This window comes from Methanoregula sp. (assembly GCF_049686655.1).
In the GTDB taxonomy this organism is placed as follows: domain Archaea; phylum Halobacteriota; class Methanomicrobia; order Methanomicrobiales; family Methanospirillaceae; genus Methanoregula.
Window position 1 is genome coordinate 1 of sequence record NZ_JBAVIG010000032.1, and the last position, 23,424, is coordinate 23,424.

Here is a 23,424-nt window from a genome sequence, read left to right on the forward strand (position 1 = left end):
GGTCAAAGAACTCAAAATCAAATTAATCCTCTACAACCTCTCGAAAATTATTCTTGCGATCTTCAGATGGATCTTTTACTGAGGAATTCTACAGAGCCCAATTAATCTCTTTTGATACGCTCAGGACGCACACCTCCGCATTCCTTTGAGCTTGGGAGCCAGGTTGTGTTGAATCCGCACATGGGCTTCTGGAATATGCGGGAATCACGCAAGAGGCGGCGCTTGCGGGGATCATCGCGGGACGGTTTACCGTCCCGCTCTTGGCTCATATAAAATAAGTGTCCGTTTTTGGGTTCTACCCTCGTAAACCGTTTTCAAACAGACTGCACCTAGGCTCATATAGAGTAAGTCTCAGGCTGATTGCAATAACTTTTAACCGAGAATATATCAATTAGAAATTATGACGGAATATCGAGACCCTGCAAATCCGTTGTATAAACAAGATAAACCTGAAACACAAATAATTTGGAGATACCTCAATTTTGAATATTTTGTTGATTTGCTAAGTACGAGAACTCTTTATTTTTCAAGAGTAGATAGAGTCGGCGATGATCCTCTTGAAGGCCGGATAACTGATGAAACCTTTAGAGCACTAGAGAGAGAATTTGAGGGAGTTTCATGGGGGAGCCCCGCTGCAAAAGATGTTGCAATGAACAATCATAAAACTCTATTCAAGAGTGCTCCTTTTCATTTCTTCGTAAATTGTTGGCACATGAATGACAGAGAATCGATGGCTATGTGGAAGATATATGGAAAAAAGGGGATTGCAATCGAATCTACAATTGGCAATTTAAAAAAATCAATCCGTACAGGAGCAATTGATTATGCAGAAGTACAGTATATTACTGAAACGGATGTCATACCGACATATAATATTAAAATTCCTTTCGGATACAAAAGAAAAAGTTTTGAATATGAAGAAGAATTTAGGGCAATTCGGTATGAGCAACCCCCTGTTATTAATGATAAAATCGATTTATTAGTTCCCAATCCGCAAGAATTTCTACGTATCCCTGTCGATATTGATAGCCTAATTAATCGTGTATACGTATTTCCTTATGCTAAACAAGGGTTTTATGATTGCACGAAATCAGTGATGGAAATATACGGGCTTGCTGATAAAATTTCACAATCCAATTTTACTATAGGTCTAAGTTACTAAATGAGCGCGCTGGTCGTTAATGTGCATCAAATCGTGAAACCGCTTATAAGAAATTTGTCGAGGAAACATAACAAAAAAACCTCGCGAAATGAAGGCTGAAACTGCTTTTTTTCTTTCATCCGGACGTTCACCGTGCGTTTCCTTTGAGTGTGGAAGTCGTTTATGATGAATTATGTGTGGGCTCGTGGAAGGTGCGGGAATCGCACAGATGAAAATAGTGGATTGGTTATTTCTTCTTTTCAGCCTTTAACGGCTTTTTGGAAGTTTTCACGGGCTTTTTCTTTCGGGTGGTGCGCTTTTTCTCGTTGATGGTTTCGATGGGCAACCGTTGGGAAACTATGATCGGATTATCCGTGAAATAAACTCTAAAACCCGATTTTCCTTTTTGTTGCTTTTTCTACAGCAATGTAAAATTTCCTACGAACCCTCTCAATTCTAGCCTTTCCCTCGTCATCAATTGGCGATAATAGAATTTGCATAACCACTTTTTCAAAATCACTTTTTGTCTCTTCAGCATCTTTTGGGGATAATTTGCTTTTTTCGAGTTCTTTAATCTGGATATCCGACATTTTTTCAAGTAATTCAATCTGAGCTTTTGTTGAATCGATCATCATCTTCACCAATAATATGGTCACTCTAAAAGGACATGAACGCTCACATTCATTTCCAGATCAACCGCCATGCATCACTGAGTCTCAAATGCATCGATTAACCGCGAACGCATCAGAACCCCAAAATTTCATATCTTTTCGTGATAATCCAACCCAAGATAAAGAAGGAGATCTACGGTGCATATACGACGAGAAGTCTTGAAAGAAAAATCCTAAAAAATTGATCCACATTTTAATGATCAAAATGTTGACAAACCGGGTCACACTAAATTTAAAAAATGATGTAAAAATGAGTGAAAACTGGTACTTTTGCCGATGCGCTGGCGGGTAGTAAATTTGAAAGAACACATTTTCTATATATCGTGTGATGCTTTCCAATTGGAAAGAAAATAGGCTGCAATCAGTTAAAACGATGGCAATTAGTCGGATTGTTCGGAAAACCAATTTTTGCCAACTACAACGATCATCAGGTTGGAAAAATCACTGATCACCAATCTATATTTTCTGTGATCATTCCGGATCCCCGGTTTTTCTCGCCGCAATTACTTAGGACACAATCAGCGCGTGCAAAGTGTTAATATGATCACAGTATCAGACTAATCTGAGCCTTAGGAGGTTCACGTTTCATGAAAAAAGACCAGATTAAGGGGGATTCTGGCTTTGAAGAGGGACGCTCCATAGCAGCATTTTTCACTCGTGGTTCGATTCTCTAAATCGATTTCCAAATAGCAATAGCCAAAAGAAACTCCATAGCAGCCATTATGCACGGATTGTTCTGTTCTCTAAACTGTTTATTCCGACAGCGTGACCGATCGGAAAAATACATTGCCCGGTACGGGATCACCTGAACCAAAAAAAGTAAAATTTGTCACTTATTATGAACCGTTTATGAGGAGGGGGTTTCACTGGGAGAAATTCCGCCGGTCGTGTTTCCTGCCTGAGAACCGGTCATATTGCCTTCCGGAGCACTGGTCACGTTTCCACCCGGCCCGACGGGCATGTTTGAAGCCGGGGCACCGGTTATATTACCTTCCGGAGCAGCGGTCACGTTTACTGCCGGTATGCTTACCGGTGCTGATGTTTCGCTCACCGGGATTACTGTAGTACTTGTCGCGGTTACCGCTGCAGTGGCGGGTGTCGTGGATGATGATGAACTGGTACATCCCGCTATCAGGACCATGCCGATAACGAAGACTGCAATCGCCAGTGCAACACCAAGCTTCCGTTTCAGGACGGGACTATTTTTCTGGGAAAAGAAAATCAAACTCATTCGTATACACCTGTGGTTCAAAATAATCTGTATCTATATTCTCTATAGATCTGTCAGACTAATGATCCTCTGGATTATAGAGTTTTTAACATTATTATTGCTTTTCCACGGCGATTGTGCAATTCAGGCGTTATGGAAAGGGGATGATGAGGTAGGAGTTCTTAAAGAGGGGAATAATCATTCACCAACAACAGCCGGATAGGACCGGGAGGATCAACGGGCTGAATTGAAAATGAAACGGGTTATTGATTTGCCAGAAAAAGGGATTAATGACTGGATGACCAGATCCCCAATAAACAGGGGATTATTGATATTTTTTCCTGAAAAACAAGGCCACGCATACAAGTGCGATCAGGGAAATTGCCGGAGGTAAACCTGATGCCGGGGTTGCTGTAACTGCAAGCGCTGCAGACTTCTGGTTCTCCTGCGCCAGCCAGGCGGCACTGCTGCTGTCCGATGCCTGCGGCGTTCCGGCAGGTATCACGAAGGTGTCGGCAGCGGTAGGCGGAGGCGTGTACGTCTCGGCAACAGTAGGAGTTACTGAGGAAACCGTGATGGCATCCGGTTGCGAGAACGTGGTGCTGCCTTCACTGTTTGATGCGATCAGGGAGACGCTGTACACGCCCGGGCTCGTATAAATATGGGAGGGGCTCTCCACCGTCCCGGTAGTCCCATCCCCGAAATTCCAGAGCCATGCGGTCGGGGACCCGGTTGAAGTATCAGTGAACTGGACAGTCAGCGGGGCTGTGCCGGACGTGGGAGTCGCGGTAAAATCCGCTGCCGTGCCCGAACCCCCGACAATGATATAATCAGTATCGGTTGTTGCGTTCTGGCCAAGCGCGTTCTCTTCCGTCAGGGTAACGGAGTACGTCCCGTTGCTCATATAGGTATAGGTGGGATTTTCCAGGGTGCTGGTATTGCCATCCCCAAAACTCCAGCTCCAGGTAGCCGGGGACCCGGTCGACTCGTCCGTGAATGTTACCTCCAGGGGTGCCAGGCCGGATGTCGGTGAGGCGGTGAAGAGAGGCAACGGGACGGTCGTTGCTGTCGCTGCAAAGCTGTATTCGTCACCGGCTAATACCGTGGATGTGCCGCTGGGTGTCGTAACGAGGACGTCAACCTGCCCGGCGGTTGAACTGGCCGGGGTGGTTGCGGTAATTTCTGTAGAGCTGACAACTACGACACTGGTTGCTGCTGTGCCGCCAACAGTTACACCAGTTGCTCCGGTAAAGCCTGTCCCGGTGATGGTTATAGGGGTTGCAACGGAAACCGGGCCGTACGTCGGGGAGATGGCTGTTACGGTCGGGACTGTAGTCGTTGCTGTTGTATAGGTGTATTCGTCGGCAGTTGACTTCGCGGATGTGCCGCTGGGTGTGACAACCGTAATGTCAACGGTCCCGACTGCCTCAGTCGGGGAGGTTGCGGAAATTGATGAATCAGTATTAAACGTATACGAAGTCGCTGCAGTTGTGCCGAACATTACAGTAGTCAGATCGGTAAAGCCGCTTCCAGTGATAGTTACCACGGTGCCACCAAGAGTCGTGCCGGATGACAGGGAGATGCTGCCGACAACCGGGATAACCGGAGTTGCAGTCGCAACGGTTGTTACCGTAGTAGTCGGCGCTATATAGGTGAATGCTCCCGTCCCGGTCACTGAACCACCGGCTGCGGTGATGACAACGTTAACGGCTCCGGCTGTGCCAGCCGGAGTGGTCGCGGTGATCTCAGAATCGCTGACAAATGTGTACGAGGCTGCCACGCCACCAATGGTTACCGCGGTTGCACCGGTAAAGCCGCTACCGGTGATGATTACTGAAGTGCCGCCGGCCGTAGTGCCGGATGTCGGTAAGATGCCGGAGAAGACTGGAACCGGTACTACGGTAGTTGTCGCGGTAGTGGTTGTCGTTGGAGTTGGTGTTGCCGTTGTTGGAGTTGGTGTTGCTGTCGTTGGAGTTGGTGTTGCTGTTGTTGGAGTCGGTGTTGGCGTGGCTGTCGTTGGAGTCGGTGTAGCGGTTGTTGGAGTTGGAGTTGGCGTGGCTGTCGTTGGAGTCGGGGTCGGTGTAGTAGTCACAGTTGAATTATCCGCAGATGCTGACGAAGTGACAATCCCCAGGACCACAATTGTCAGACAGAAAACCAGAAAAAAAGTTTTAGTATTCATTCACATTCCTGCACAGGATACATTCGTGTCTCACTGTCCGGAAGCAGTGCTACCGGTTTGAGTGTTGCCACCAGTCATGGGGCCATTCTGTCCGTTCCCCTGGTAGTTGCCATTCCTCATTCCACCGGCATGCATACCGAGCGCAGCCATGAGCTGGGCCGGCGTTATGGTGGTTCCTGATGCCGCAGACAACTGAGCTGCTGCATCAGTGAGGTTGACCCGTCCCTGGGCCGGGGGTGTCAGGGCGTTGGTAAGATCGCTCTCGGATACCCCGAGGGTCTGTGCAGCTGCCGCAATCCGGGTCTCGTTGCTCAGGAAATTTCCTCCGGAATACTGGCCGTGCGAATACGTTCCCGCAGGTGAAACACCGGTACCCTGCTGGCTGGTGTCTACCGGTGCCGCGGAACCGGAACCCTGTGCGGGTGCGCTGTTCCCGGAGGTATCTGTGGGGGACACTGCCGCTGCTGACTGGCCGGAATTATCGGTGGAGGTCTGGGTACATCCTGCCACTACAAGGCTCATAATAAGTAACGCTGAGGCAATGATACCGATGTAGCCACAGCGTTTAAGAAATCCTGGTTTCTGGATCTTCATGGTTCATCACATTCACTAAAGGGAAATCATTCCAGAGAGCAGATGCCGGGTCTCCCGGCAGATCATCTTCCAGTTCCCTTGTAAAGTATATTTAACATTTTGTAAGATAAGCATTTCGATTGCTACCATACACATTACAATTTGGAAACCAGAATCGTAACAAGCCGCTTGTCAGGCGCATGCATCGTTTTTAAGGATCGAAACATTATCAGACATGCAGGGCAGGCAATGGCCGGTGCCCGCTGTATTTCCGGATCAGTTTTACGGGACAAAAGAACATTACCTGTTCCGCTGGATTCTCCACCGGACATTATTTCGGAGAAGTACCCGGTCTGCCCGTGCCCCGGTTGAGGGAGACGGTACAAAAGTAAACGCAAGGATTTCCCTGACTACCCGTACATGAAGTGCAGAAAGGAACAGAACGATCGCGGTTCAGGCCTGTCCACAACAACGTGCCGATGAGGAGACCCGGGAAAAAATCGTGCACAAAAGGCGATCAGATCGCACGCCACCGCTTCACAACAATATCGTCGCCTTTCTTCTTGATCTCGACCTTGATCGTGGTTTCCTTGTATTTTATCTCGTGAATACCAAACTTTTTTGCATCCACGATTCGCTGCAGTGCCAGCATGTCAGTCCTGTGCATACGCTTGAAATCGTCCCCTTCGTAAACCACTTTTACCATAATCCGTTCCCCCCTTGGGATATACTGCTCAATCGACCAGTGCCCTTATCAATCTTGTGCGATGCGTGTTCTGGGGATTCCGTACAATCCGGATTACGATTAAACCCCAATTTGTGCTTTTTCTGGGGGAAACATTAAATATCGTATCCCAGCATATCCCTATATGAGGAGTTATGAGCAGGGAGAAGATCAAAGTCCCCGGAAAGGTATACGAAGAATTAGTCGCCCTCCAGCGTGAGATTCATTTCACCCAGGACCACTCTGACACGATCAAGAAAGCTGAAGACCGCGGGTATATGAATGCCGCTAACTGGATACGACAGAATGAGCGGGCATACAAGATAGGGTTTGCCTGGGGTTTTGAATCGGATGGCGAAGAGAGCCAGGGCACACTCCGCGACATACCCCAGCGGGAAGCGCCCCCGGTCCACCGGACGATCTCCCGCCCCGCCCAGACCATGCAGCCCCGGTCAGCCAAGAAGTCATCCGGTTCCGGAAACTCCGACGGTGTTTTAGCCGGGATCCGGAACTGGCTTGGCAGATATTTCTGATCTTTTTTCATGCAGCAGACGATTTCACGGGCATATTAATAAGAGCATATATGATATGCCACCCGTTCCGGTTGTACCAGTGACAAAACACGGTACCATGAAGAGCGGGGCACGTGCCGCGTCGGTGGGGAGATTACCGGATCGCAACTGTGCGTGATGCCCTTCACGCACGTTTATTCCAAGGGCCGGAAAATAGTTATCAGGTGCTTTGATTATGCCACGCGAACTCGATGAGAAGGACATTGCGATACTGAAGAAACTCGCGCCGGAATGCGGAGACCTGACGTGTTCCGGCTCCGGGCATATGTTCCATTCGATCCTGCCCCCGGTCTCCAACCATTTTTCCGAGGACAGTGAGGACTTTATCCGGCGCCTCAGCAGCCTGGGTGACGACGAACTCACCTATATCACGGACCTGATCAGGAAGGGCGACGAAAGTCTTGGTTGCCTTCCCGTAGAGGACGTGGAGGCGCTCGTCCACCTGATCCATGACCGGCTCTCCCCGGAAGTCGCACAGAACGTTATCTCCGCGTATGAGTCCGGGAATGCCTGTGAGCATTGATCCCGGCCTTCCTGTCATCCCATGAAAGATTTCACTGCCAGCTCAACCGGAATTAATGCCACATCGGCAAGAAAACGGAGGGGTGCTGCTCTTGATCTGGGAAGATCGGGTAATCCTTCTGCTATCCCGTCACTCGCAGCCGCATTGTCCGATCCAGACCCCGGTGTCCGTTCTGAGGCTGCGCTCGCGCTCGGGAAATTAGACGATTCAGCGGCAGTTCCCGCCCTTATCACCGCACTCGGTGATGCCGAACCCATAGTCCGTTCAGCAGTTATTGCAGCCCTTGGACGGATACGGGACCCGGCAGCAACGGGCCCCCTTCTGGCCGGTCTCAGAGATCCCGAGATCAGCGTGCGGACTGGGGCCGCAATGGTTCTTGGAAAACTCGGGGATATGCGGGCGGTTGATCCCCTGTCAAAGATGGCGGGAGATCCAATCCCGGAAGTGCGTGAAGCTGCGGAGTTGGCCATGGTACGGATCCGGAAACGTCACCGTTAATATAGTCCCATGAGGGCGTGCACGTCATTAGTCAATCCGCTCAACACATTTTTATTCACGGCAGATCAGACAATAAAATCGCTTATCGGTGAGGTAGTATGGAAAACAAACGCTCGGTTACGGATCTCCTGACCGCATTTTTCTCGCTGGTTCCTCTGATCCTCTACACGATCATCGCCATCATGCTGACAGTCATCGCGATCTTCTCCGTATGGGACGACATTAAGCTGATCGCCCAGATGATCCTGTCCCAGGACTTTGCCAACGGGCTCGTGAATGTTATCTATGCACTGCTTCTTACGATCACGATCATTGTGCTCTTTGAGACGGTAACCGTCTATTTCCGGACAAAACGCGTGGAAGTCCGGGCACTCCTGATTGCGGGACTCACGGGTATTGTCCGCCATATCCTGGTCTATAACGTAGCATCCGTTGACCCGACGGTCGTATTCGGGACTGTTGCCCTGCTGGCAGTCCTCATTGCCGGCATCGTCCTGATCAAACCGGAGTCAATCTGACCATTTTTTGAGGATCGGAATTATCATTCCCGCAAACGGGATAGTGAGTGTTTTATGTACGTCCGTCGCATCTGCTCTGAGGAGGTGGGACGATATCCGCAATCATCGAAGCAGCTGATCTGAAAAAAACCTACGGTACCATCATTGCAGTGGACGGGATCCGTTTTGAAGTCAGGAAGGGGGAGATCTTCGGGTTCCTCGGCCCCAATGGCGCAGGCAAGACCACGACCATGAAGATGATCACCTGCGTCTCCCCCCGGACCTCCGGTGCGCTCCGTGTCCTCGGGCTGGACCCGGACAAAAACCCCGCGGAGATCAAGGGTCGTCTCGGGGTTGTCCCTCAGGAAACAAATCTCGACCCGGACTTCACCTGCTTTGGCAATCTCTTCTCCTATTCGCGGTACTTCGATATCCCCCAGGAGGAGGCAGCGAAAAAAGCCGACGAACTGCTGGCGTTTGTCCAGCTGCAGGAGAAACGGGACGTAGCGGTGGAGAAGTTGTCCGGCGGGATGAAGCGCAGGCTGATCCTTGCCCGGGCGCTCGTCAACAACCCGGACCTGCTCATCCTCGACGAGCCCACTATCGGCCTCGACCCGCAGGCCAGACACCTCATCTGGGAGAAACTCCGGAGCCTCCAGGCACAGGGCAACACGATCGTTATGAGCACCCATTACCTTGACGAGGCAGCCCGGCTCTGCGACCGGCTCGTGATCATGGACAACGGGAAGATCCTGGTGGAAGGTGCACCTGCTGACCTGGTGAAACAGCACGTGGGCCATGAGATGGTTGAAGTGGAGAAGTCAGCGGAGGTGATCACGTGCCTCAGGGACCTCGGGATCCCGTTCGAAGAGACCGGGGACGCGATCCAGATCGCCACGGATTCATCCCGCGAGATCGCCCGTATCCTGCTGGAGAAGTGCAAGCCGGAGAAATTCACCACCCGTCCGGCTACGCTCGAAGATGTCTTCCTGAAACTCACCGGAAGGACGCTGAGGGAATGACCATGCCGTCACTCATCTCCGTCCCGAGAATCACCCGCCGTGCCGGGAAGGTCTGGCACCGGAACATGGTGGTCTTTATCCGGACCTGGCAGGTGAACTTCTTCCCGCCTCTTGTCGAAGCGCTGCTCTACCTCTTTGCCATCGGCCTTGGCATCGGGTCATACGTACACGATATCAACGGCATCCCGTACGTGAATTTCATTGCCCCTGCCATCCTCGCCATCGCGGTGATGAACTCCGCGTTCTTCGAATGCACCTATGGTTCGTATGTCAGGATGTACTACCAGAAGAGTTTCGATGCGATGATCGCAACACCGCTCTCGATCGAAGACGTGATCGCGGGCGAACTGCTCTGGGGCGCCACACGGAGCGTGATCTACGTGATCATCATGCTCCCGGTCCTTGCAGCGTTCGGCGTGATCTCCCTCCCCCTTGCCTTGTTTGTGATCCCGTTCGGGTTCCTCGGCGGCCTGATGTTTGCCGGTATCGCGATGTGTTTCACGGCAATAAGTCCCGGTATCGATACCCTGAACTATCCCTCGTTCCTCTTCATCACCCCGATGGCCCTCTTCTCGGGCACGTTCTTCCCTCTCACCCTGATGCCGGTGTTTCTCCAGTACATTGCGTTTGCCATCCTCCCGCTGACCCATCTCGTTGCGATCATGCGGATGTTTACACTACCTTCGTTCTCGTGGCTGATCCTTGTCCATTTCGCCTGGATTGTCGTTGTCACCACGTTCTTCTGCCTGCTCTCCATCAACCTGATGAGAAGGCGGCTTATAGTCTGAGATCCGGTTGCACCTTGGCACCGGAGATCCCTGGAGTCCTTTTTGCATTCCTCATCCAGCGGACCTGTTGCGGCCTGACGGGAATGATATTATGCCCTCCCGGCAAGAATAGGAGAAGAGATACGTATGTCCCGGCTCGTGCAACTGTACTTCCTGTTCCTCTTCTCTACCGCCGGGCTGATCCTTGGCCTCCTCTTCCTTTCCGACATTATGTGGCTCTGGCCTGCGTTCATGATGATCGGCCTGATCCTCGTCACCAATCTCATGGTCATTGTCCTCAGGCTGCACCAGTGAATGGTGACCCGGCATGGGAATAAAAAGTGGGATTTATTTAGCGCTCAGGTATGCGAATCCGCAGGACAGATAATTCCTCATCCTCAACCGTATCCTGCCGGACAATTTCAGATACAAATCCGAGATCCGCAAACAACTGCCTGACTTCGCCAGGCCCGGTCAGCGATGAAACCAGCAGGAGTACCCTCCCGCCGGGGGCCAGGACTCTCGCAGTACCAGAGGCAAACCGTTGAATGGTTTCCCGGCCGGTTTTTCCACCGTCAAGGGCATACTCGAGCCAGTCGTCAATGCGCTCGTGTGGCTCCGTGGGGAGGTATGGGGGATTGAAGATAATGAGGTCGAACGACCCGCGGATCGCATCAGACAGATCGCAACGGATTATGTCGATACCTGCCTCACGGGCACAAAGAGCGGCATGCGGGTTGATATCGGTTGCAACTGTCGGGGCCAGCTTCCTTATCCCGGCCGCGATAAGCCCGGATCCCGTTCCCACTTCCAGTACCCGGTCACCGGGTTTCACTTCAGCCAACGCTGCATCGAGCAGCAGGTACGTGTCGGCTTCCGGCTGGTACACCTGGCAGGGGTCGTAGTCCATAATTAGTGGAATGGTTGGGCGGTATATGCAAAAAGGGATCGGGCGGCATGTCCCGGCATGTACACGAGGGATAACCCGCCACGGTTTGTTGTCGGGGAAGGTACCCGGTTTTTCTGATTATAGGAGGGATGGGATCCACAGGTAATTACGATGTACGAAATCCCGGAACGTAATCGGCCTTGCACCTGGATTACCCCGTTTGACCCGAAGTTAGGTGCAGGCTTGTCGACTTTAGGTCCAAAACCCTGGAAATCATAGAGTATTTATTGCGTATACTCACCGGGAGTTTATACCTAAAAAATGACCCCCGTTTATCTGAATGGAGAAGACAACAGTGGAACGTATAACGATGAATTTTTTCCGACCACCAGGTAAATCAAAGAATTATCAGGAATCACTTGCAGGAATAATGGATTCCGACAAAGGAGAGATCACAAGGTCAAAAAATGTGCGTTTTCTCCAAACGGTGTACCATTTCTTCCGGGGATTACCGGCAACCATATTCCCTTATGACCCCCGCACCGTATATGATTAGGAGTCAGCAATGAACAGCAGCAGGATCGTTCTCAATATCGTGTTCTGGATCGTTTTTTCCTTTGCGTTCGACGCGGTTAGCGGCGTTCTCTTCCCTGACCTGTCGATGGAGGCGACGCTTATTCTCTGGTTCACCAGTCTCTGCACAGGTACGTTCATCTTCAACGCGGCGTGGTACTGGTTCACCATTCGCCAGCGATAAAGGGAGCTCCGGGTCACGTTCGGGTATGTGCCTTTGGACTTCACAGGAAGAGAATAAAACGGTCCCGGAGAAAGGAGCACTCCCGCCGGCAAGAAGATTAGTTCAGGGAATATTTGCAATCGTGGCAAAATCCTCGAGATACAGCTCTTCAGGCCTGCTTTTCAGGATCTCTTCCGGCAACGCGGCCATAACCCGCCCTACCCATGCCTCACCGAGCATGCTGCCAACTGCACCCCGGAGACCATTGCGCACGGTCTTGCGCCGGTGCGAGAAGAGCGCCCGGACCACGTCCGCATACAGGCGCCGGTCGCCGATATAAAAGATCGGGTCCCGGGGAAAGATCTTCACCACCGTGGAATGCACCTGGGGCCGGGGCGAGAAGCACTGCGGCGGGAGCCGGAAGCAGGACTGCACGGCCGCATAGGTCTGCACCATGATGGAGAGCCGCCCGCAGTCCTTTGTCCCCGCCTTTGCCACCATCCTCTCGGCAAACTCGGTCTGGTACATAAGCACCGCAACTTCGAAACCATATTCCAGCAGCCGGAACGTGATCTTGGATGAGGCGGAGTAGGGGAGGTTGGAGACCGTGATCTCGAACGGGGGGATCCCGCAGCGGGTTGCATCGCCCTGCTGGAGCGTCAGCTGGCCGGACTTGATCTCTTCAGAAAATGTATCGGCGAGCTGCTCACAGAGCTGGCTGTCAAGTTCAATCGCATGCAGAACGGCACCGCGGTCGAGAAGGGCACGGGTCAGTGCCCCGTTGCCCGGCCCGATCTCAAGCACCTTCTTCCCCCGCACCTCTGCAAGGTCCGCAATGCGGTTGACCGCATTCGTGTCTACGAGGAAGTGCTGGTCGTGGTACGCTTTCATTTCGTGGTAAAGACGTGGTATTTGACGTCCTTGTCCTGGAGCTCTTCAATGATCCGTGCCTGGATCATCTTCTCCGGGTGCGGTATTGCCTTGATCCGTGCGGAGATATCTGCAAAGTCCGCAAACGGCTTCTTGTTCCGCTCCTCGAGGATCTCCCACATCAGCTTCTTGCCGATGCCAGGCAGGAGGTGGAGCATGTGGAGTTTCGGCGTGATCGAGATCGCCTTGTTAAAGAACAGGACGAAATCCTGCTCACGCTCTTTCACAATCTTCTCAATAATGAACGGGAGTTCACCTTTTGCGGTCTGGGTCAGGTCGTCGTACCCGATCCGGCGCTTGACGCGCTCGACCTTCTCCCGTTCGGCATCACCGATATAGACCTTCTCGTACAGCTCGATCCGCACCGTGGGTTTTGGGACCAGCTCAAGAAGCTTGAACTGCTCAAGGCCCATGGCCTGGACAAGCGGCTCCCGCTTGAACGAGGGGCGGGGATCGTCGGCGTGCCCTTTCATAAGCACATCCAGTACGATCGCGTTGACCTCTTTTTTCTCCGCCTTCACAAGACCACACCTCAGAAGTGTGTCGTTACAAGTTCAATAATAGTATCGATCTCTTCCGGAGATAAGGTAAAACGCTCCTTTGCAAAGATTGCCCTCACTTCATCCCGTGTCTTTGGCATGATATTGGCAATCCTGTACGCGATCTCCGGCTTCATCTTCTCGAGCTTGGAGAGTTCGGTCACCAGTTCCCGGGATTTTTCGGGACTGGTCTTTGCAAGCTGATTGGCATGCTCGATACTGCGCCGGAACTCGTAAGACATCTCCTTTTCGGCGGCGATCCGTTCGGATTCCACACGGAGGAGGACGCTGCGCATCTCCGGGAGCGTAACCTTCTCTTCGCTAACTATACCCTTGACTTTGATGCCAATCACCTGACAGACAATTTACTTTTGTGCTTTTAGATGTTGTGGTCGTGCGATGACAACTTTGTCGGCGTCACCATCGCGGATGGTGAGCATCCACGCCCGCCCGCGCTGGCCGAGGACTGTTCCTGTCAGGCCGTGGAAACGGCGGTGGGGCATGCCTTTCTGGACACTGGGGTTACAGACAATGTGTACCTTCTCGCCAATCTCAAACTTCTGGATAACGCAGGTGCACGGTGGCAGCCCTCTCTCTCGTAAATCCTTCTTGAACTTATACCGTGTTTTCTTTCGTGGACCATTGTGGTGTGCCATTGTTTATTCTCCCTCCTGTGCTCCTTCAACCTGTGTTACGTCGAGGCTGGTAACGTGAGCCGTTCTTTTCAGGATCTCGGCAAGACTTGGTTGGGTTCTGCCTGAGTCCCCGGATACGAGTTCTTTGATGTAGAGGCCGGCTTCGCCCAGGACTTCGACAACAAATCTGCCGTCCTGTTCCCCCACACACTCGATATCGAGGACCCTTCGCTCCCGGATCTTGTCGGCTCTCCGGTGAGCGACCCTTTCGGGCGTGCGCTGGTATATTGTGACGCCCTGCAAGGTTTTTACGGCTTTTGCGAACTCTTCCGCAGGTAATGCGCCTTCAACCTCGACTAGGATCCTGTATTTTTTATGCGCTTTGTTTGATTTAAGGGTTTCCACCTCCGCACGATCCGCCCAGCGTTTAATCGCCACGGAAACACGCCCGTCCGCAGTCCGGTTAATCTCCGCTTCGAGCACCGCAAGGTCGATGGAGCGCTTCTTTGGCGAGACCACTTCGAGGATGAAAGGCCGGCCGGTCCCGATCATCCGGGCATCGATGTCCTCACGCCCGGCACCATGCAGGACTGCATTCTCTCCATCGAACATTTCGATGACCGGCCGGCCGATCAGTTCCTCGACGGAGTCGAGGTACTGGGCGCCGGTGAAGTTGCACTTCTCGCAGCCGGCTCCACGGCAGGCGCGGCAGTCCCAGTGGGTCTGCGGGATGCCCCGCTCGAACTTCTGGTACCGGCCGTAGAAGAAAACCGAGTTGATCTGCACCTCGACCGTGCCGGTGGCCGGGTCGAGGATCGTGACCACTTCGGGCTTCCTGAAGTCCACGACTTTGCCGGTCTTTGCCGACACGGCCTTGCCGACATCGCGGTTCACTTCCGATTTGAAGGGCTCGGGCTCGGCAAGCGAGAGGTCGCTCCAGACCATCTCCTCGTTCTCGGCGATCATGGGGGGCACCCGGCACCCGGCAAGGAACGTGGTGAACTCGATTTCCTTCGTGGCCTCGATCACCCGGTCGGCCCAGAGAGGCACGTCATCGAAGAAGTTGCCGCAGACCCAGCAGGGGCCGGCAGGTTTTTTGTACGGCTGGTTCGCGTCAAGCGCGAGTGCCACACGAAGGCCCTTGCCACGCTCATCGTTCGAGAGCCCGTGCGAGCGTTTCCCGAAGAACCGCCCGAGGCAGTGGTCGCACGTCTCCCCGTACGCGAGGATCTCCTGAACTTTCTTTTCTATTTCCATCCGCTTATCCTCCGGTCCAGTTCATTGTGTAACACGGTGATCGTGTGGTCCGCGTGCAGGCACCGTGGCCCGACCGAGATCCGCGGGCAGTCCCGGACCAGTTCCTCTTCCGCGGGTGCAAAGTTCAGGTGGTCAGAAAGGAGGAACGCATCCGGAAGTGCATCCACGGCCCGGACATCCGTCCCCTGCTCGTCCAGCACGGCGAACCGGTGTTCGCCAGCCAGCCGTTCAAGCCCCCCTTTCCGCACGAATATCCCGTCCGCACCCTCGCGGAACTCGCTCCCGCAGGGAATGTCGATCACTTTTTTTATCAGGGCTCCCGCACTCCGTTCGTCAGGCGAGAGAGACTTCACCGCTGTCCCGGAGAATTTCACGGTCTTTGGTCCGGACGGGGCCCCAAGCAGGACGAGGTAGACATTCACGTCGCGCCGCAGGTCATGCGAGAGGAAGAGTGAGGCGTTCACGCACCGGCAGAGCACGTCCATACGCCCGCCACTGCCCGGCAGGTCATTGAGCGAGAAGCCCCCGTCCGTCCGGGCCAGGTGCCCGACAATGGCAAACGAGGTCATCACTGCATTCCGGAGAAGCGTTTCATCAGGCGCTGCATATTGAACTTCCCGCCGCTTCCGCCCCGCAGGCCCTTGAGGGTCCGCTGCATCATCTTGTAGTACTTCAGGAGCTCCCGCACTTCGTCAGGTGTTGCGCCTGCCCCATGGGCGATCCTCTGCATGCGGGAGCTGTTGATCAGGGCTGGCTCATCGAGTTCACCGGGAGTCATCGAGTCCATGATGATCCGGTACCGGACCATCTTCGTGCTGGTTACGTCGTAGACACCTTCCGGAAGTTGCATATTCCCGAGAGGGAGCATCCCCATGATCTGCTTTAAGGGGCCCATCTTGTTGAGGGCCTCGAGCTGCTTGTACATGTCGCGAAGGGTGAACTTGCCCTTCATCATCGCATCGACATCCACGTCCCCGGGGCTGATCGCCTCGTTCGCCTTCTCCATCAGCGCCTTGAGGTCGCCCATCCCGAGCATCCGGGAGATGAACCCGTCGGGATCGAACCGTTCGAGATCCTCGATTGTCTCCCCGCTGCCGATGAACGCGATACCGCTCTTGGTCTCGGCGACCGCGGAGAGCGCCCCTCCTCCTTTTGCGGTACCGTCCATCTTGGTGATGATCACGCCATCGATCGCGATCGCCTCGTGGAACCGCCGGGCCTGTTCGCTCGCCTGCTGGCCGAGTGCTGCATCGATCACGAGCCAGCGGTGCGTGGCTTTGGTAAGCACGTTGAGCTCTACAATCTCCCTGATGAGATCGGCTTCAAGTGCATGCCGGCCCTGGGTATCCACGATGATCAGTTCCTGGTCTTTCAGGGCAGCGAGACCTTCGCGGGTGATCTTGATTGCATCTTTCTCCTGCGGGTTCCCGAAGCAGGGCACATTGATCCTGCCACAGAGGGTTGCGATCTGTTCGTAGGCACCCGGCCGGAATGTATCGGCACAGACTACCCCGACTTTCATGCCCTTCTTCTGGAAATAGCGGGCAAGCTTGGCCGTAGTTGTAGTCTTGCCGCTGCCCTGGAGGCCTGCCATCAGGATCGTCTGGGGCTCAAGCCTGACCTCGGTCGATGCCCAGACAAGCCGCACCAGTTCCTGGTACACGATCCGGAGCACGTGCTCGCGGACGTTCATGCCTTTTGGGACCTCTTCCTCAACCGAACGCGTCCGTATCGCTTTTGAAAGCTCCATCACGAGCTTGACATTGACGTCCGAGGAGATCAGCGCCCGCTGGAGGTCCTTGACCAGTTCATCAACTGCGGCCCGGTCGACAACACTTTTGCCTGCGAGTTTCTTGAGTGCGTCCTTTAATGACGTGGATAGGCCGTCGAGCATCATGCACCCCCGTCCAGGAGTTCATCTACGACCCGGGCCGGTTCGAACGGGAGGATATCGTCGTAGGCCTGTCCTACGCCAAGGAACATCAGGGGTTTCCCGATCGTGTGGGCGATCGAGATCGCGGCCCCGCCCCGGGAGTCCATGTCCGCCTTGGTCAGGACCACGGCATCGGCCCCGACCGTCTTGTCAAACTCGAACGCCCGGGTCACCGCATCGTTACCGGCAACTGCCTCGTCGACATACACTACGAGATCGGGTTTCATCACGCGCTTGATCTTCCCGAGCTGGCTCATCAGGTTCGCCTTGTTATGGAACCGGCCCGCAGTATCGGCAAGCACGACATCGAGGTTATGGGAGGTGGCATACTGGACGGTATCGAAGAGTACTGCAGAGGGGTCCGCTCCTTCCTGGTGCTGGATAATCCGGATCCCAAGCCGCTCGGCATGGACCGCAATCTGTTCGATTGCCCCGGCACGGTAGGTGTCACCGGCCCCGATGACGACCGTGAACCCTTCTTTCTTGAGATAGGCCCCGATCTTCGCAACGGTTGTGGTCTTCCCGGTTCCATTGACCCCGGTGAAGAGGATCTTCACCGGGCGGTTGTGGGTCCTGATATACTCTTTGAGATCGAAACCCGTGCCGAGAACATCCATGAGGGCAGACCTGAGGGCCCCGACAACAAGGGCATCCACGGATTCACCGATCTTCCGGTGCTTCCCGACAAGGTTCTTCCGCACGCTCGCGATGATCGCATCGGTTGCCGGGAGCGCCACGTCGCTCTCAAGGAGAGTCATCTCCAGTTCCGAGAGGGCATCGGCGACGTCCTTTTCCGAAACCACGAGCTCCCGGTCCTTGAGGAGGATCTTCACTTTCTCGACAAAACCCGGAGAAGAGGGTGTAACCGGTGTGGCCGGGGATTTCCCCACAACAGGTTCCGGGGAGGCCGGAGCGGATTCGCTGCCCGTATCCGGGACAGCATCACCTGCCTGGATACTGCCGCTGAGCCGTTCCCGTGCGGCCCGCAGTTTGTCGCGAAGTCCCCCGAACATGGACGTAAATGCCCCGGTTATTCAGGAACCTGGCCGGCAGCCATTGCCTGCTGGTAGCCGGATTCGATCCTCTTGTTGATCTCGTTCATCTGGGCCCGTAGGCGGTCGAGCGTCTCCGCAACCTTCTTCTGGGAGGCTTCCATCTCCATGATCCGCTCTTTCAGGAAGTCCACTGCGTCCTTGTTCGGGCGCTCGACGATCACGTCAGCGCCGATCGCGAGCAGGACCTTCTCGGGATCCAGGACTTTTGCCCGGACACTGGCACCGCCACCGATCTGGAGGAGGACCGTGCTATCCCCGGCCGTGAGCATCGCCTCAAGGGCCTCGATCGCGGCATGGGCCTCCAGCCTGCCGTTCTCCAGCATCTGGAGCTGGTTGACAAAGATCTCTGCCTGCTGCCCGTATTCCTGCAGGTAGTTCTGGAGCATCATCAGTTCGCGCTGGTCTATGGGTCCGTTCTTGTCTGCCAAAATCTGCCACCCCTAAAATATAGTTATCGATAAAATACCGATATACTTGTCACTCCTGATATGTATGTTCTCCATCACCATAAATACATCATTGTAGGAACGAATGACGACAGCCACCAGGGAAAATAAGGCGGTGGTAAACGGTGACAAAATATCGGGAGACCTCATGGCTCGCTGCCGGAAAACCGGTATTTCTCCCTGGGAATGAAGATCTCGAAAAGGGCGCCTTTTTCGTATACCCCCGACTCCTTCATGGTCAGGCCGGTGATCGCCAGGATCTCCCGGATCAGGAAAAGGCCAAGGCCGGTGTTCTTCCCGAACCCTTTCTCGAAGATCCGCTCCTTGTCATCATCGTGCACCCCGACCCCGTCATCCGCATACTCGATCGCGATCTCACCGAGGCCGTACTGGAGGGTGGAGACCGTGATGTGCCGGACCCGCTCCCCGTGCCGGAGCGAATTGTCAATCAGGTTCTCGAATACGTTTACCAGCAACGGGTCCGCATACACTTCAAGCCCGTCAAGCCGGATCGTTAACCCGACCTGCCCTGCGGGAAGGCGGGGGCGGAGGCCTTCGAGTATCGTGCCGACATTCTGCCACTGCGGAGCCCGGACTCCGATCTCCTCATAATTTTTCGTAAATTCGATCTGCCGCTGGATATTCTGTGCTGCTCCATCAGCCCTGGCAAGAAGGGAAAGGGCTTCCCCGTCGGTGACCTTCATCTTCGAAAGTTCCAGGAACGCCAGGAGGGCCATCAGCTGGTTCCTGATATCGTGACGGGTGATGCTCGCAAGGAGGCTGAGCTTTTTGTTGGCGGTACCGGTCGCTTCCTCCGATCTCGCGAGCTGGCGGTTGATCTCCACAAGATTGCGGTTCTGCTGTTCCAGCAGGTCACGGTAACAGTTCATCAGCTCGATGAACGAACCGACCACATAGGCCACGATGACGAGCAGCAGGGTACGGAGGAGGGACTCCGGGGTGATGATCCCTGCGATGAGCCAGCTGACGGCTATCTGGAGACCTCCGAGGAACAATGCCACCCAGACCGCTTTCCTCCCGTACCAGAAACCGGCAATGACGATGATGAGGTAGTAAAACTGCGTGTAGACAACCGAAATCTTCAGGAAATAGTGGATGAAGAGCTCGAAGAGGAGCCCGGTGAAGATCAAGACACCAAGCGCATACGGTTTGATTGCTTCGAGTGCGTGCCACCAGGATTCACGGATCCTGCACAGGTCTGCCGGTTGATCGTCATCTACCATTGGTTCTCTCCTGCGGTATACTGGCATCAGGGCAGGTAAAAGTCTTTGCAGGCATCACATGAATGCACCGGGCTCCGGCGGAATTCATGCCCCGGTGAACCGGTCTTTTATCACAGTTTATTAGGTAAAAAAACAAACGGGAGAGTGCGGATATACGTCAGCACACAAAAGAAAGGGGGGGTTGCGGTGGAATTCAAGAACAAAGTCCTGATCATCGGGTATGGTGCGGTATCCAAGTGCATGTTCCCGATCCTGCTCCGGCATGTGAACATCCCGTTGGAACATATCACGATCATCGATTTCAAGGACAAGTCGGCAGACCTCAAGGCCTGGACCACGCGTGGCCTCCAGTTTTATAAAAAGAAGGTTTCGCCAAAGAACCTCGGGGAGATCCTCTCCGAGCACCTCTCGCCCGGAGGGCTCCTGATCGATCTTGCCTGGAACATCGACTGCTGCGAGATCGTGCAGTGGTGCCATGACAACAATGTCCTGTACGTGAACACCTCGGTAGAAGCCTGGGATCCCGATGCCGAGAAGTTCACGGCCACCCCCTACGAGAAGACGCTCTATTTCCGGCAGATGAAACTCATGGCGCTGACACGGGACTGGGAGGATGCCACTACCTGCGTAGTCGACCACGGGGCAAACCCCGGCCTGATCTCCCATTTTGCCAAGAAAGGGCTGGTCGACATCGCCGAGCGGATGATCACCGATGAGATCGCACCCGACCCGGCACGGACCCGGGCCCTGATCAGGAAAGGGGACTACGCTACCCTCGCGATGGAGACCGGTATCAGGGTGATCCACTGTTCGGAGCATGACACCCAGATCTCCCGGTCCCCAAAGAAGATGGACGAATTTGTCGGCACCTGGTGCATCGAGGGGCTCAGGGAGGAGGGGACTGCCCCGGCCGAGATCGGCTGGGGAACCCACGAGAAAGAGCTCCCCCCGGAGGCGATCATCCCCCCGGTCGGCCCGAAGAACGGGATTCTCCTGCCCCGCATGGGTATCAACACATGGGTCAGGTCCTGGATCCCCAACCAGGAGATTGTAGGTATGGTGATCCGCCACGGCGAAGCATTCGGCATCTCGGACCGCTGGACCGTCTGGAAGGACGGGGAGGCGATCTACCGGCCTACCGTCCACTATGCGTACATGCCCTGCGATGCCACGATCGCCTCCCTGCACGAACTGCGCGCCCGCAATTACGAGCTGCAGCCCAAGCTCAGGATCATGAGCGACCGGGAGATCGTGTCCGGGGCTGATATCCTCGGGGCGCTCCTCATGGGCCACCCGTACAAGTCCTGGTGGACCGGCAGTATCCTCCCGATCGACGAGGCGAAGAAACTCGCGCCGGGACAGAATGCCACCACGATCCAGGTTGCGCTCGGCGTAGTCAGTGCGGTGATGTGGATGATCGAGCACCCGCGTGAGGGATTCTGCCTCCCCGACGACCTGCCGCACGAGTTCGTGCTCGGGATCGCTGTACCTTACCTCGGTGAACTCTGGTCCGGACCGTCCGACTGGACGCCATTGAAAAACCGCGTAGTCTACTTCAAGGAGAACCCGGAGAACAATTACGACCGTGAAGATATCTGGCAATTCAAAAACTTCTTATTCGTGCAATAAATCAATCATATAATGACAAAAACTGCGGTCGACACCAAGAAGAGGCGGAAGAAGAAAGGGACAGAGGAGACACCCGTCCACCATATCGGGAAGGCACGGCTGGAACTGCTGCGCACGCTCACCCACGAACATGGTACCCCGATCTTTGTTATCGATCATGAGAAAATCCGGGAAAACTTCCGGGAATTCCGGGAGCACATGCCCGATGTCCAGGTCTATTTTGCCGTCAAGGCGAACTCCAACCCCGATATCGTGAAGACCCTGTATAACATGGGCTGCAGCTTCGATGTCGCTTCCATGCCGGAGTTCATGATCGTGTACGAGAATATCAAGTCGATGCCGAAGAAAGAAAGGCTCGAATGGATCTGGGACAAGATCATCTACGCGAACACGATCAAGCCGATCGAGACGCTCGAGGCGCTCGACCAGTACAGGCCCCTTGTCACTTTCGACAACATTTACGAGCTGAAGAAGATCAAGGAGCATGCACCCCATGCCGGTCTCGTGCTCCGGATCCGTGTGCCCAACACCGGTTCGATGGTTGAGCTCTCCTCCAAATTCGGGGCACACCCGGGCGAGGCAGTGGACCTGATCATCTCGGCATTCGATATGGGACTCGTTGTGGAGGGACTGAGTTTTCACGTGGGCAGCCAGTGCACCAATTTCGAGAACTATATCCAGGCCCTCCAGATCTCAGCGAGCATCATCAAGGAAGTGGAGGAGCGGACCGGAAGGAAGATCCGGATTCTCGATATCGGCGGGGGTTTCCCGGTGAAGTACCACCCCGGGATCCGGTCTATCCGGACCCTTGCAAAGAAACTGAATGCCGAGATCAAGAGGCTGTTCCCAAAGGACATGCAGATCCTTGCCGAACCGGGCCGGTTCCTCGTGGCAAACACCTGTACACTGGTATCCAAGGTCGTGGGCAAGGCAGTCCGCGACGGCAAGCCCTGCTATTACATCAACGACGGCGTGTACCATACTTATTCCGGGCAGGTGTTCGACCACGTGAATTACCCGGTCCTCCCGTTCCGTGACGGCGAGACGCAGATCTCGGCCGTCTTCGGGCCCACCTGCGATGCCTTCGATACAATCACGCTCTCGGCCGAGCTGCCCGACCTTGATATCGGCGACCTGGTCTATTCGGAGAACATCGGGGCGTACTCCCATGCCTCCTCCACGTATTTCAACGGTTTTCCGCCGGCAAAAGTCGTGCATATCAACAAATAACTTTTTTGCGGGCGGTTTCCCGCGCTTCAGTTCCGCTCTTGCTTTTAAGGGCTGAGGGCAACACCAGACGGGAACAGCCAGATATGAAGTCTGGCACGGGCACTTTCGTACCGCAGAAACCGGACTGGTTCGCAAGGCCCGGGGAGTAGCCGGAACACCGGCACTTAAAAAATATCGGGATGCCCGGGTTCAGATCGACAGGTCAGGAAGGAGAAAGAGATTGGAAAAAGCCTGCTGAACCCGGCAGGATCCACGAATGCGAGCTCACGCCAGGTTTCACTCATTGAATAATTAAGGAATATGCAGTGGCAGGAATACCGCAGAGATCTTCATGGTTCTTTCCGGGCACATCTTCGGCCCGGGACTCGAGGGTATTTTCCACAAGGGAGACGATACTTCGCCCGGTGGTAGGGATAATTGCTGCAGTCGCTGATAATTTCCTGATCCGCCGGTCCTTTGTGAGCAACTGGAATTCGAAGTGGTTTATCGCCGGAATCAATCCCCTGCGCAGGAGACGGAAG

Annotated in this window: 28 protein-coding genes; 11 read left to right on the plus strand and 17 right to left on the minus strand. The window is 54.3% G+C overall.

What is annotated here, in order from left to right; genetic code table 11:
* Window positions 1-400: 400 nt before the first annotated feature.
* Window positions 401-1,162 (plus strand): hypothetical protein, encoded by a 762-nt coding sequence (locus WBL42_RS04030; protein WP_424719980.1) that lies wholly within the window; start codon window positions 401-403, stop codon window positions 1,160-1,162.
* A 365-nt stretch (window positions 1,163-1,527) separates the two neighbouring features.
* Here the strand turns inward: WBL42_RS04030 and WBL42_RS04035 are convergent, their stop codons facing one another.
* From WBL42_RS04035 to WBL42_RS04055, 5 genes are all read right to left on the minus strand, one after another.
* On the minus strand, window positions 1,528-1,782 hold the full coding sequence (locus tag WBL42_RS04035; RefSeq protein WP_424719981.1) for a hypothetical protein: 255 nt from the start codon (window positions 1,780-1,782) through the stop codon (window positions 1,528-1,530).
* Window positions 1,783-2,659: 877 nt separating this feature from the next.
* On the minus strand, window positions 2,660-3,043 hold the full coding sequence (locus WBL42_RS04040; protein ID WP_424719982.1) for a hypothetical protein: 384 nt from the start codon (window positions 3,041-3,043) through the stop codon (window positions 2,660-2,662).
* Window positions 3,044-3,347: 304 nt separating this feature from the next.
* The gene (locus WBL42_RS04045) at window positions 3,348-5,162 is read right to left on the minus strand and encodes a PKD domain-containing protein (RefSeq protein ID WP_424719983.1); all 1,815 of its coding nucleotides are present in this window, start codon (window positions 5,160-5,162) and stop codon (window positions 3,348-3,350) included.
* Between the two features lie 72 nt (window positions 5,163-5,234).
* Window positions 5,235-5,798 carry a hypothetical protein gene (locus WBL42_RS04050; protein WP_424719984.1) on the minus strand — a complete coding sequence of 188 codons (564 nt, stop codon included), beginning with the start codon at window positions 5,796-5,798 and terminating at the stop codon, window positions 5,235-5,237.
* A 496-nt stretch (window positions 5,799-6,294) separates the two neighbouring features.
* Complete coding sequence (locus tag WBL42_RS04055) at window positions 6,295-6,483, minus strand: hypothetical protein (protein WP_424719985.1); 189 nt, start codon at window positions 6,481-6,483, stop codon at window positions 6,295-6,297.
* A gap of 173 nt (window positions 6,484-6,656) precedes the next feature.
* Here WBL42_RS04055 and WBL42_RS04060 point away from each other — a divergent pair, with 173 nt between their 5' ends.
* The 7 genes from WBL42_RS04060 (at window position 6,657) to WBL42_RS04090 (ending at window position 10,695) form a co-directional block, all read left to right on the plus strand.
* Window positions 6,657-7,034, plus strand: a complete 378-nt coding sequence (locus tag WBL42_RS04060; RefSeq protein WP_424719986.1) for a hypothetical protein — start codon at window positions 6,657-6,659, stop codon at window positions 7,032-7,034.
* Between the two features lie 214 nt (window positions 7,035-7,248).
* Complete coding sequence (locus WBL42_RS04065; protein WP_424719987.1) at window positions 7,249-7,596, plus strand: hypothetical protein; 348 nt, start codon at window positions 7,249-7,251, stop codon at window positions 7,594-7,596.
* A 21-nt stretch (window positions 7,597-7,617) separates the two neighbouring features.
* Window positions 7,618-8,094, plus strand: a complete 477-nt coding sequence (locus tag WBL42_RS04070) for a HEAT repeat domain-containing protein (protein ID WP_424719988.1) — start codon at window positions 7,618-7,620, stop codon at window positions 8,092-8,094.
* A 98-nt stretch (window positions 8,095-8,192) separates the two neighbouring features.
* Complete coding sequence (locus WBL42_RS04075; RefSeq protein WP_424719989.1) at window positions 8,193-8,612, plus strand: phosphate-starvation-inducible PsiE family protein; 420 nt, start codon at window positions 8,193-8,195, stop codon at window positions 8,610-8,612.
* A gap of 92 nt (window positions 8,613-8,704) precedes the next feature.
* Complete coding sequence (locus WBL42_RS04080) at window positions 8,705-9,613, plus strand: ATP-binding cassette domain-containing protein (protein WP_424720005.1); 909 nt, start codon at window positions 8,705-8,707, stop codon at window positions 9,611-9,613.
* Window positions 9,614-9,615: 2 nt separating this feature from the next.
* Window positions 9,616-10,401 carry an ABC transporter permease gene (locus WBL42_RS04085; protein WP_424719990.1) on the plus strand — a complete coding sequence of 262 codons (786 nt, stop codon included), beginning with the start codon at window positions 9,616-9,618 and terminating at the stop codon, window positions 10,399-10,401.
* Between the two features lie 126 nt (window positions 10,402-10,527).
* On the plus strand, window positions 10,528-10,695 hold the full coding sequence (locus WBL42_RS04090; protein WP_424719991.1) for a hypothetical protein: 168 nt from the start codon (window positions 10,528-10,530) through the stop codon (window positions 10,693-10,695).
* Window positions 10,696-10,732: 37 nt separating this feature from the next.
* On the opposite strand, the gene WBL42_RS04095 is transcribed toward WBL42_RS04090, so the two are convergent.
* Complete coding sequence (locus WBL42_RS04095; protein WP_424719992.1) at window positions 10,733-11,290, minus strand: HemK2/MTQ2 family protein methyltransferase; 558 nt, start codon at window positions 11,288-11,290, stop codon at window positions 10,733-10,735.
* 544 nt (window positions 11,291-11,834) lie between these two features.
* Here WBL42_RS04095 and WBL42_RS04100 point away from each other — a divergent pair.
* On the plus strand, window positions 11,835-12,026 hold the full coding sequence (locus tag WBL42_RS04100) for a hypothetical protein (protein WP_424719993.1): 192 nt from the start codon (window positions 11,835-11,837) through the stop codon (window positions 12,024-12,026).
* Between the two features lie 102 nt (window positions 12,027-12,128).
* Here the strand turns inward: WBL42_RS04100 and rsmA are convergent, their stop codons facing one another.
* The 10 genes from rsmA to WBL42_RS04150 all read right to left on the minus strand — a co-directional run bounded on the left by rsmA (window position 12,129) and on the right by WBL42_RS04150 (window position 20,044).
* Window positions 12,129-12,896, minus strand: coding sequence for a 16S rRNA (adenine(1518)-N(6)/adenine(1519)-N(6))-dimethyltransferase RsmA (rsmA, locus tag WBL42_RS04105; RefSeq protein ID WP_424719994.1), 768 nt, complete (start codon window positions 12,894-12,896; stop codon window positions 12,129-12,131).
* The gene (locus tag WBL42_RS04110) at window positions 12,893-13,456 is read right to left on the minus strand and encodes a DUF655 domain-containing protein (protein ID WP_424719995.1); all 564 of its coding nucleotides are present in this window, start codon (window positions 13,454-13,456) and stop codon (window positions 12,893-12,895) included. The genes rsmA and WBL42_RS04110 overlap by 4 nt, the downstream gene beginning before the upstream one ends.
* Before the next feature lie 11 nt (window positions 13,457-13,467).
* Window positions 13,468-13,818 (minus strand): RNA polymerase Rpb4 family protein, encoded by a 351-nt coding sequence (locus WBL42_RS04115; RefSeq protein WP_424720006.1) that lies wholly within the window; start codon window positions 13,816-13,818, stop codon window positions 13,468-13,470.
* 21 nt (window positions 13,819-13,839) lie between these two features.
* Complete coding sequence (locus tag WBL42_RS04120) at window positions 13,840-14,130, minus strand: 50S ribosomal protein L21e (protein WP_424719996.1); 291 nt, start codon at window positions 14,128-14,130, stop codon at window positions 13,840-13,842.
* Window positions 14,131-14,133: 3 nt separating this feature from the next.
* A complete protein-coding gene (locus WBL42_RS04125; protein WP_424719997.1) occupies window positions 14,134-15,366 on the minus strand; it encodes a tRNA pseudouridine(54/55) synthase Pus10 in 1,233 nt (410 codons plus the stop codon).
* Window positions 15,357-15,935 (minus strand): tRNA (pseudouridine(54)-N(1))-methyltransferase TrmY, encoded by a 579-nt coding sequence (gene trmY, locus WBL42_RS04130; protein WP_424719998.1) that lies wholly within the window; start codon window positions 15,933-15,935, stop codon window positions 15,357-15,359. The genes WBL42_RS04125 and trmY overlap by 10 nt, the downstream gene beginning before the upstream one ends.
* Window positions 15,935-17,260 (minus strand): signal recognition particle protein Srp54, encoded by a 1,326-nt coding sequence (locus WBL42_RS04135; RefSeq protein WP_424720007.1) that lies wholly within the window; start codon window positions 17,258-17,260, stop codon window positions 15,935-15,937. The genes trmY and WBL42_RS04135 overlap by 1 nt, the downstream gene beginning before the upstream one ends.
* Window positions 17,260-18,312, minus strand: coding sequence for a signal recognition particle-docking protein FtsY (gene ftsY / locus WBL42_RS04140; RefSeq protein WP_424719999.1), 1,053 nt, complete (start codon window positions 18,310-18,312; stop codon window positions 17,260-17,262). The genes WBL42_RS04135 and ftsY overlap by 1 nt, the downstream gene beginning before the upstream one ends.
* A 17-nt stretch (window positions 18,313-18,329) precedes the next feature.
* Window positions 18,330-18,782, minus strand: a complete 453-nt coding sequence (gene pfdA, locus WBL42_RS04145) for a prefoldin subunit alpha (RefSeq protein ID WP_424720000.1) — start codon at window positions 18,780-18,782, stop codon at window positions 18,330-18,332.
* Window positions 18,783-18,946: 164 nt separating this feature from the next.
* Window positions 18,947-20,044, minus strand: a complete 1,098-nt coding sequence (locus WBL42_RS04150) for a sensor histidine kinase (RefSeq protein ID WP_424720001.1) — start codon at window positions 20,042-20,044, stop codon at window positions 18,947-18,949.
* 186 nt (window positions 20,045-20,230) lie between these two features.
* On the opposite strand from WBL42_RS04150, the gene WBL42_RS04155 reads away from it, so the two are divergent.
* Both WBL42_RS04155 and WBL42_RS04160 read left to right on the plus strand, forming a co-directional pair.
* Entirely contained in the window at window positions 20,231-21,673 is a 1,443-nt protein-coding gene (locus WBL42_RS04155) for a saccharopine dehydrogenase NADP-binding domain-containing protein (protein WP_424720002.1), read from the plus strand.
* Window positions 21,674-21,685: 12 nt separating this feature from the next.
* Window positions 21,686-22,903, plus strand: coding sequence for a type III PLP-dependent enzyme (locus WBL42_RS04160; protein ID WP_424720003.1), 1,218 nt, complete (start codon window positions 21,686-21,688; stop codon window positions 22,901-22,903).
* A gap of 280 nt (window positions 22,904-23,183) precedes the next feature.
* Here WBL42_RS04160 and WBL42_RS04165 read toward each other — a convergent pair.
* Window positions 23,184-23,424: hypothetical protein (locus WBL42_RS04165; RefSeq protein ID WP_424720004.1), on the minus strand; the 241-nt coding region annotated here is incomplete at its 5' end.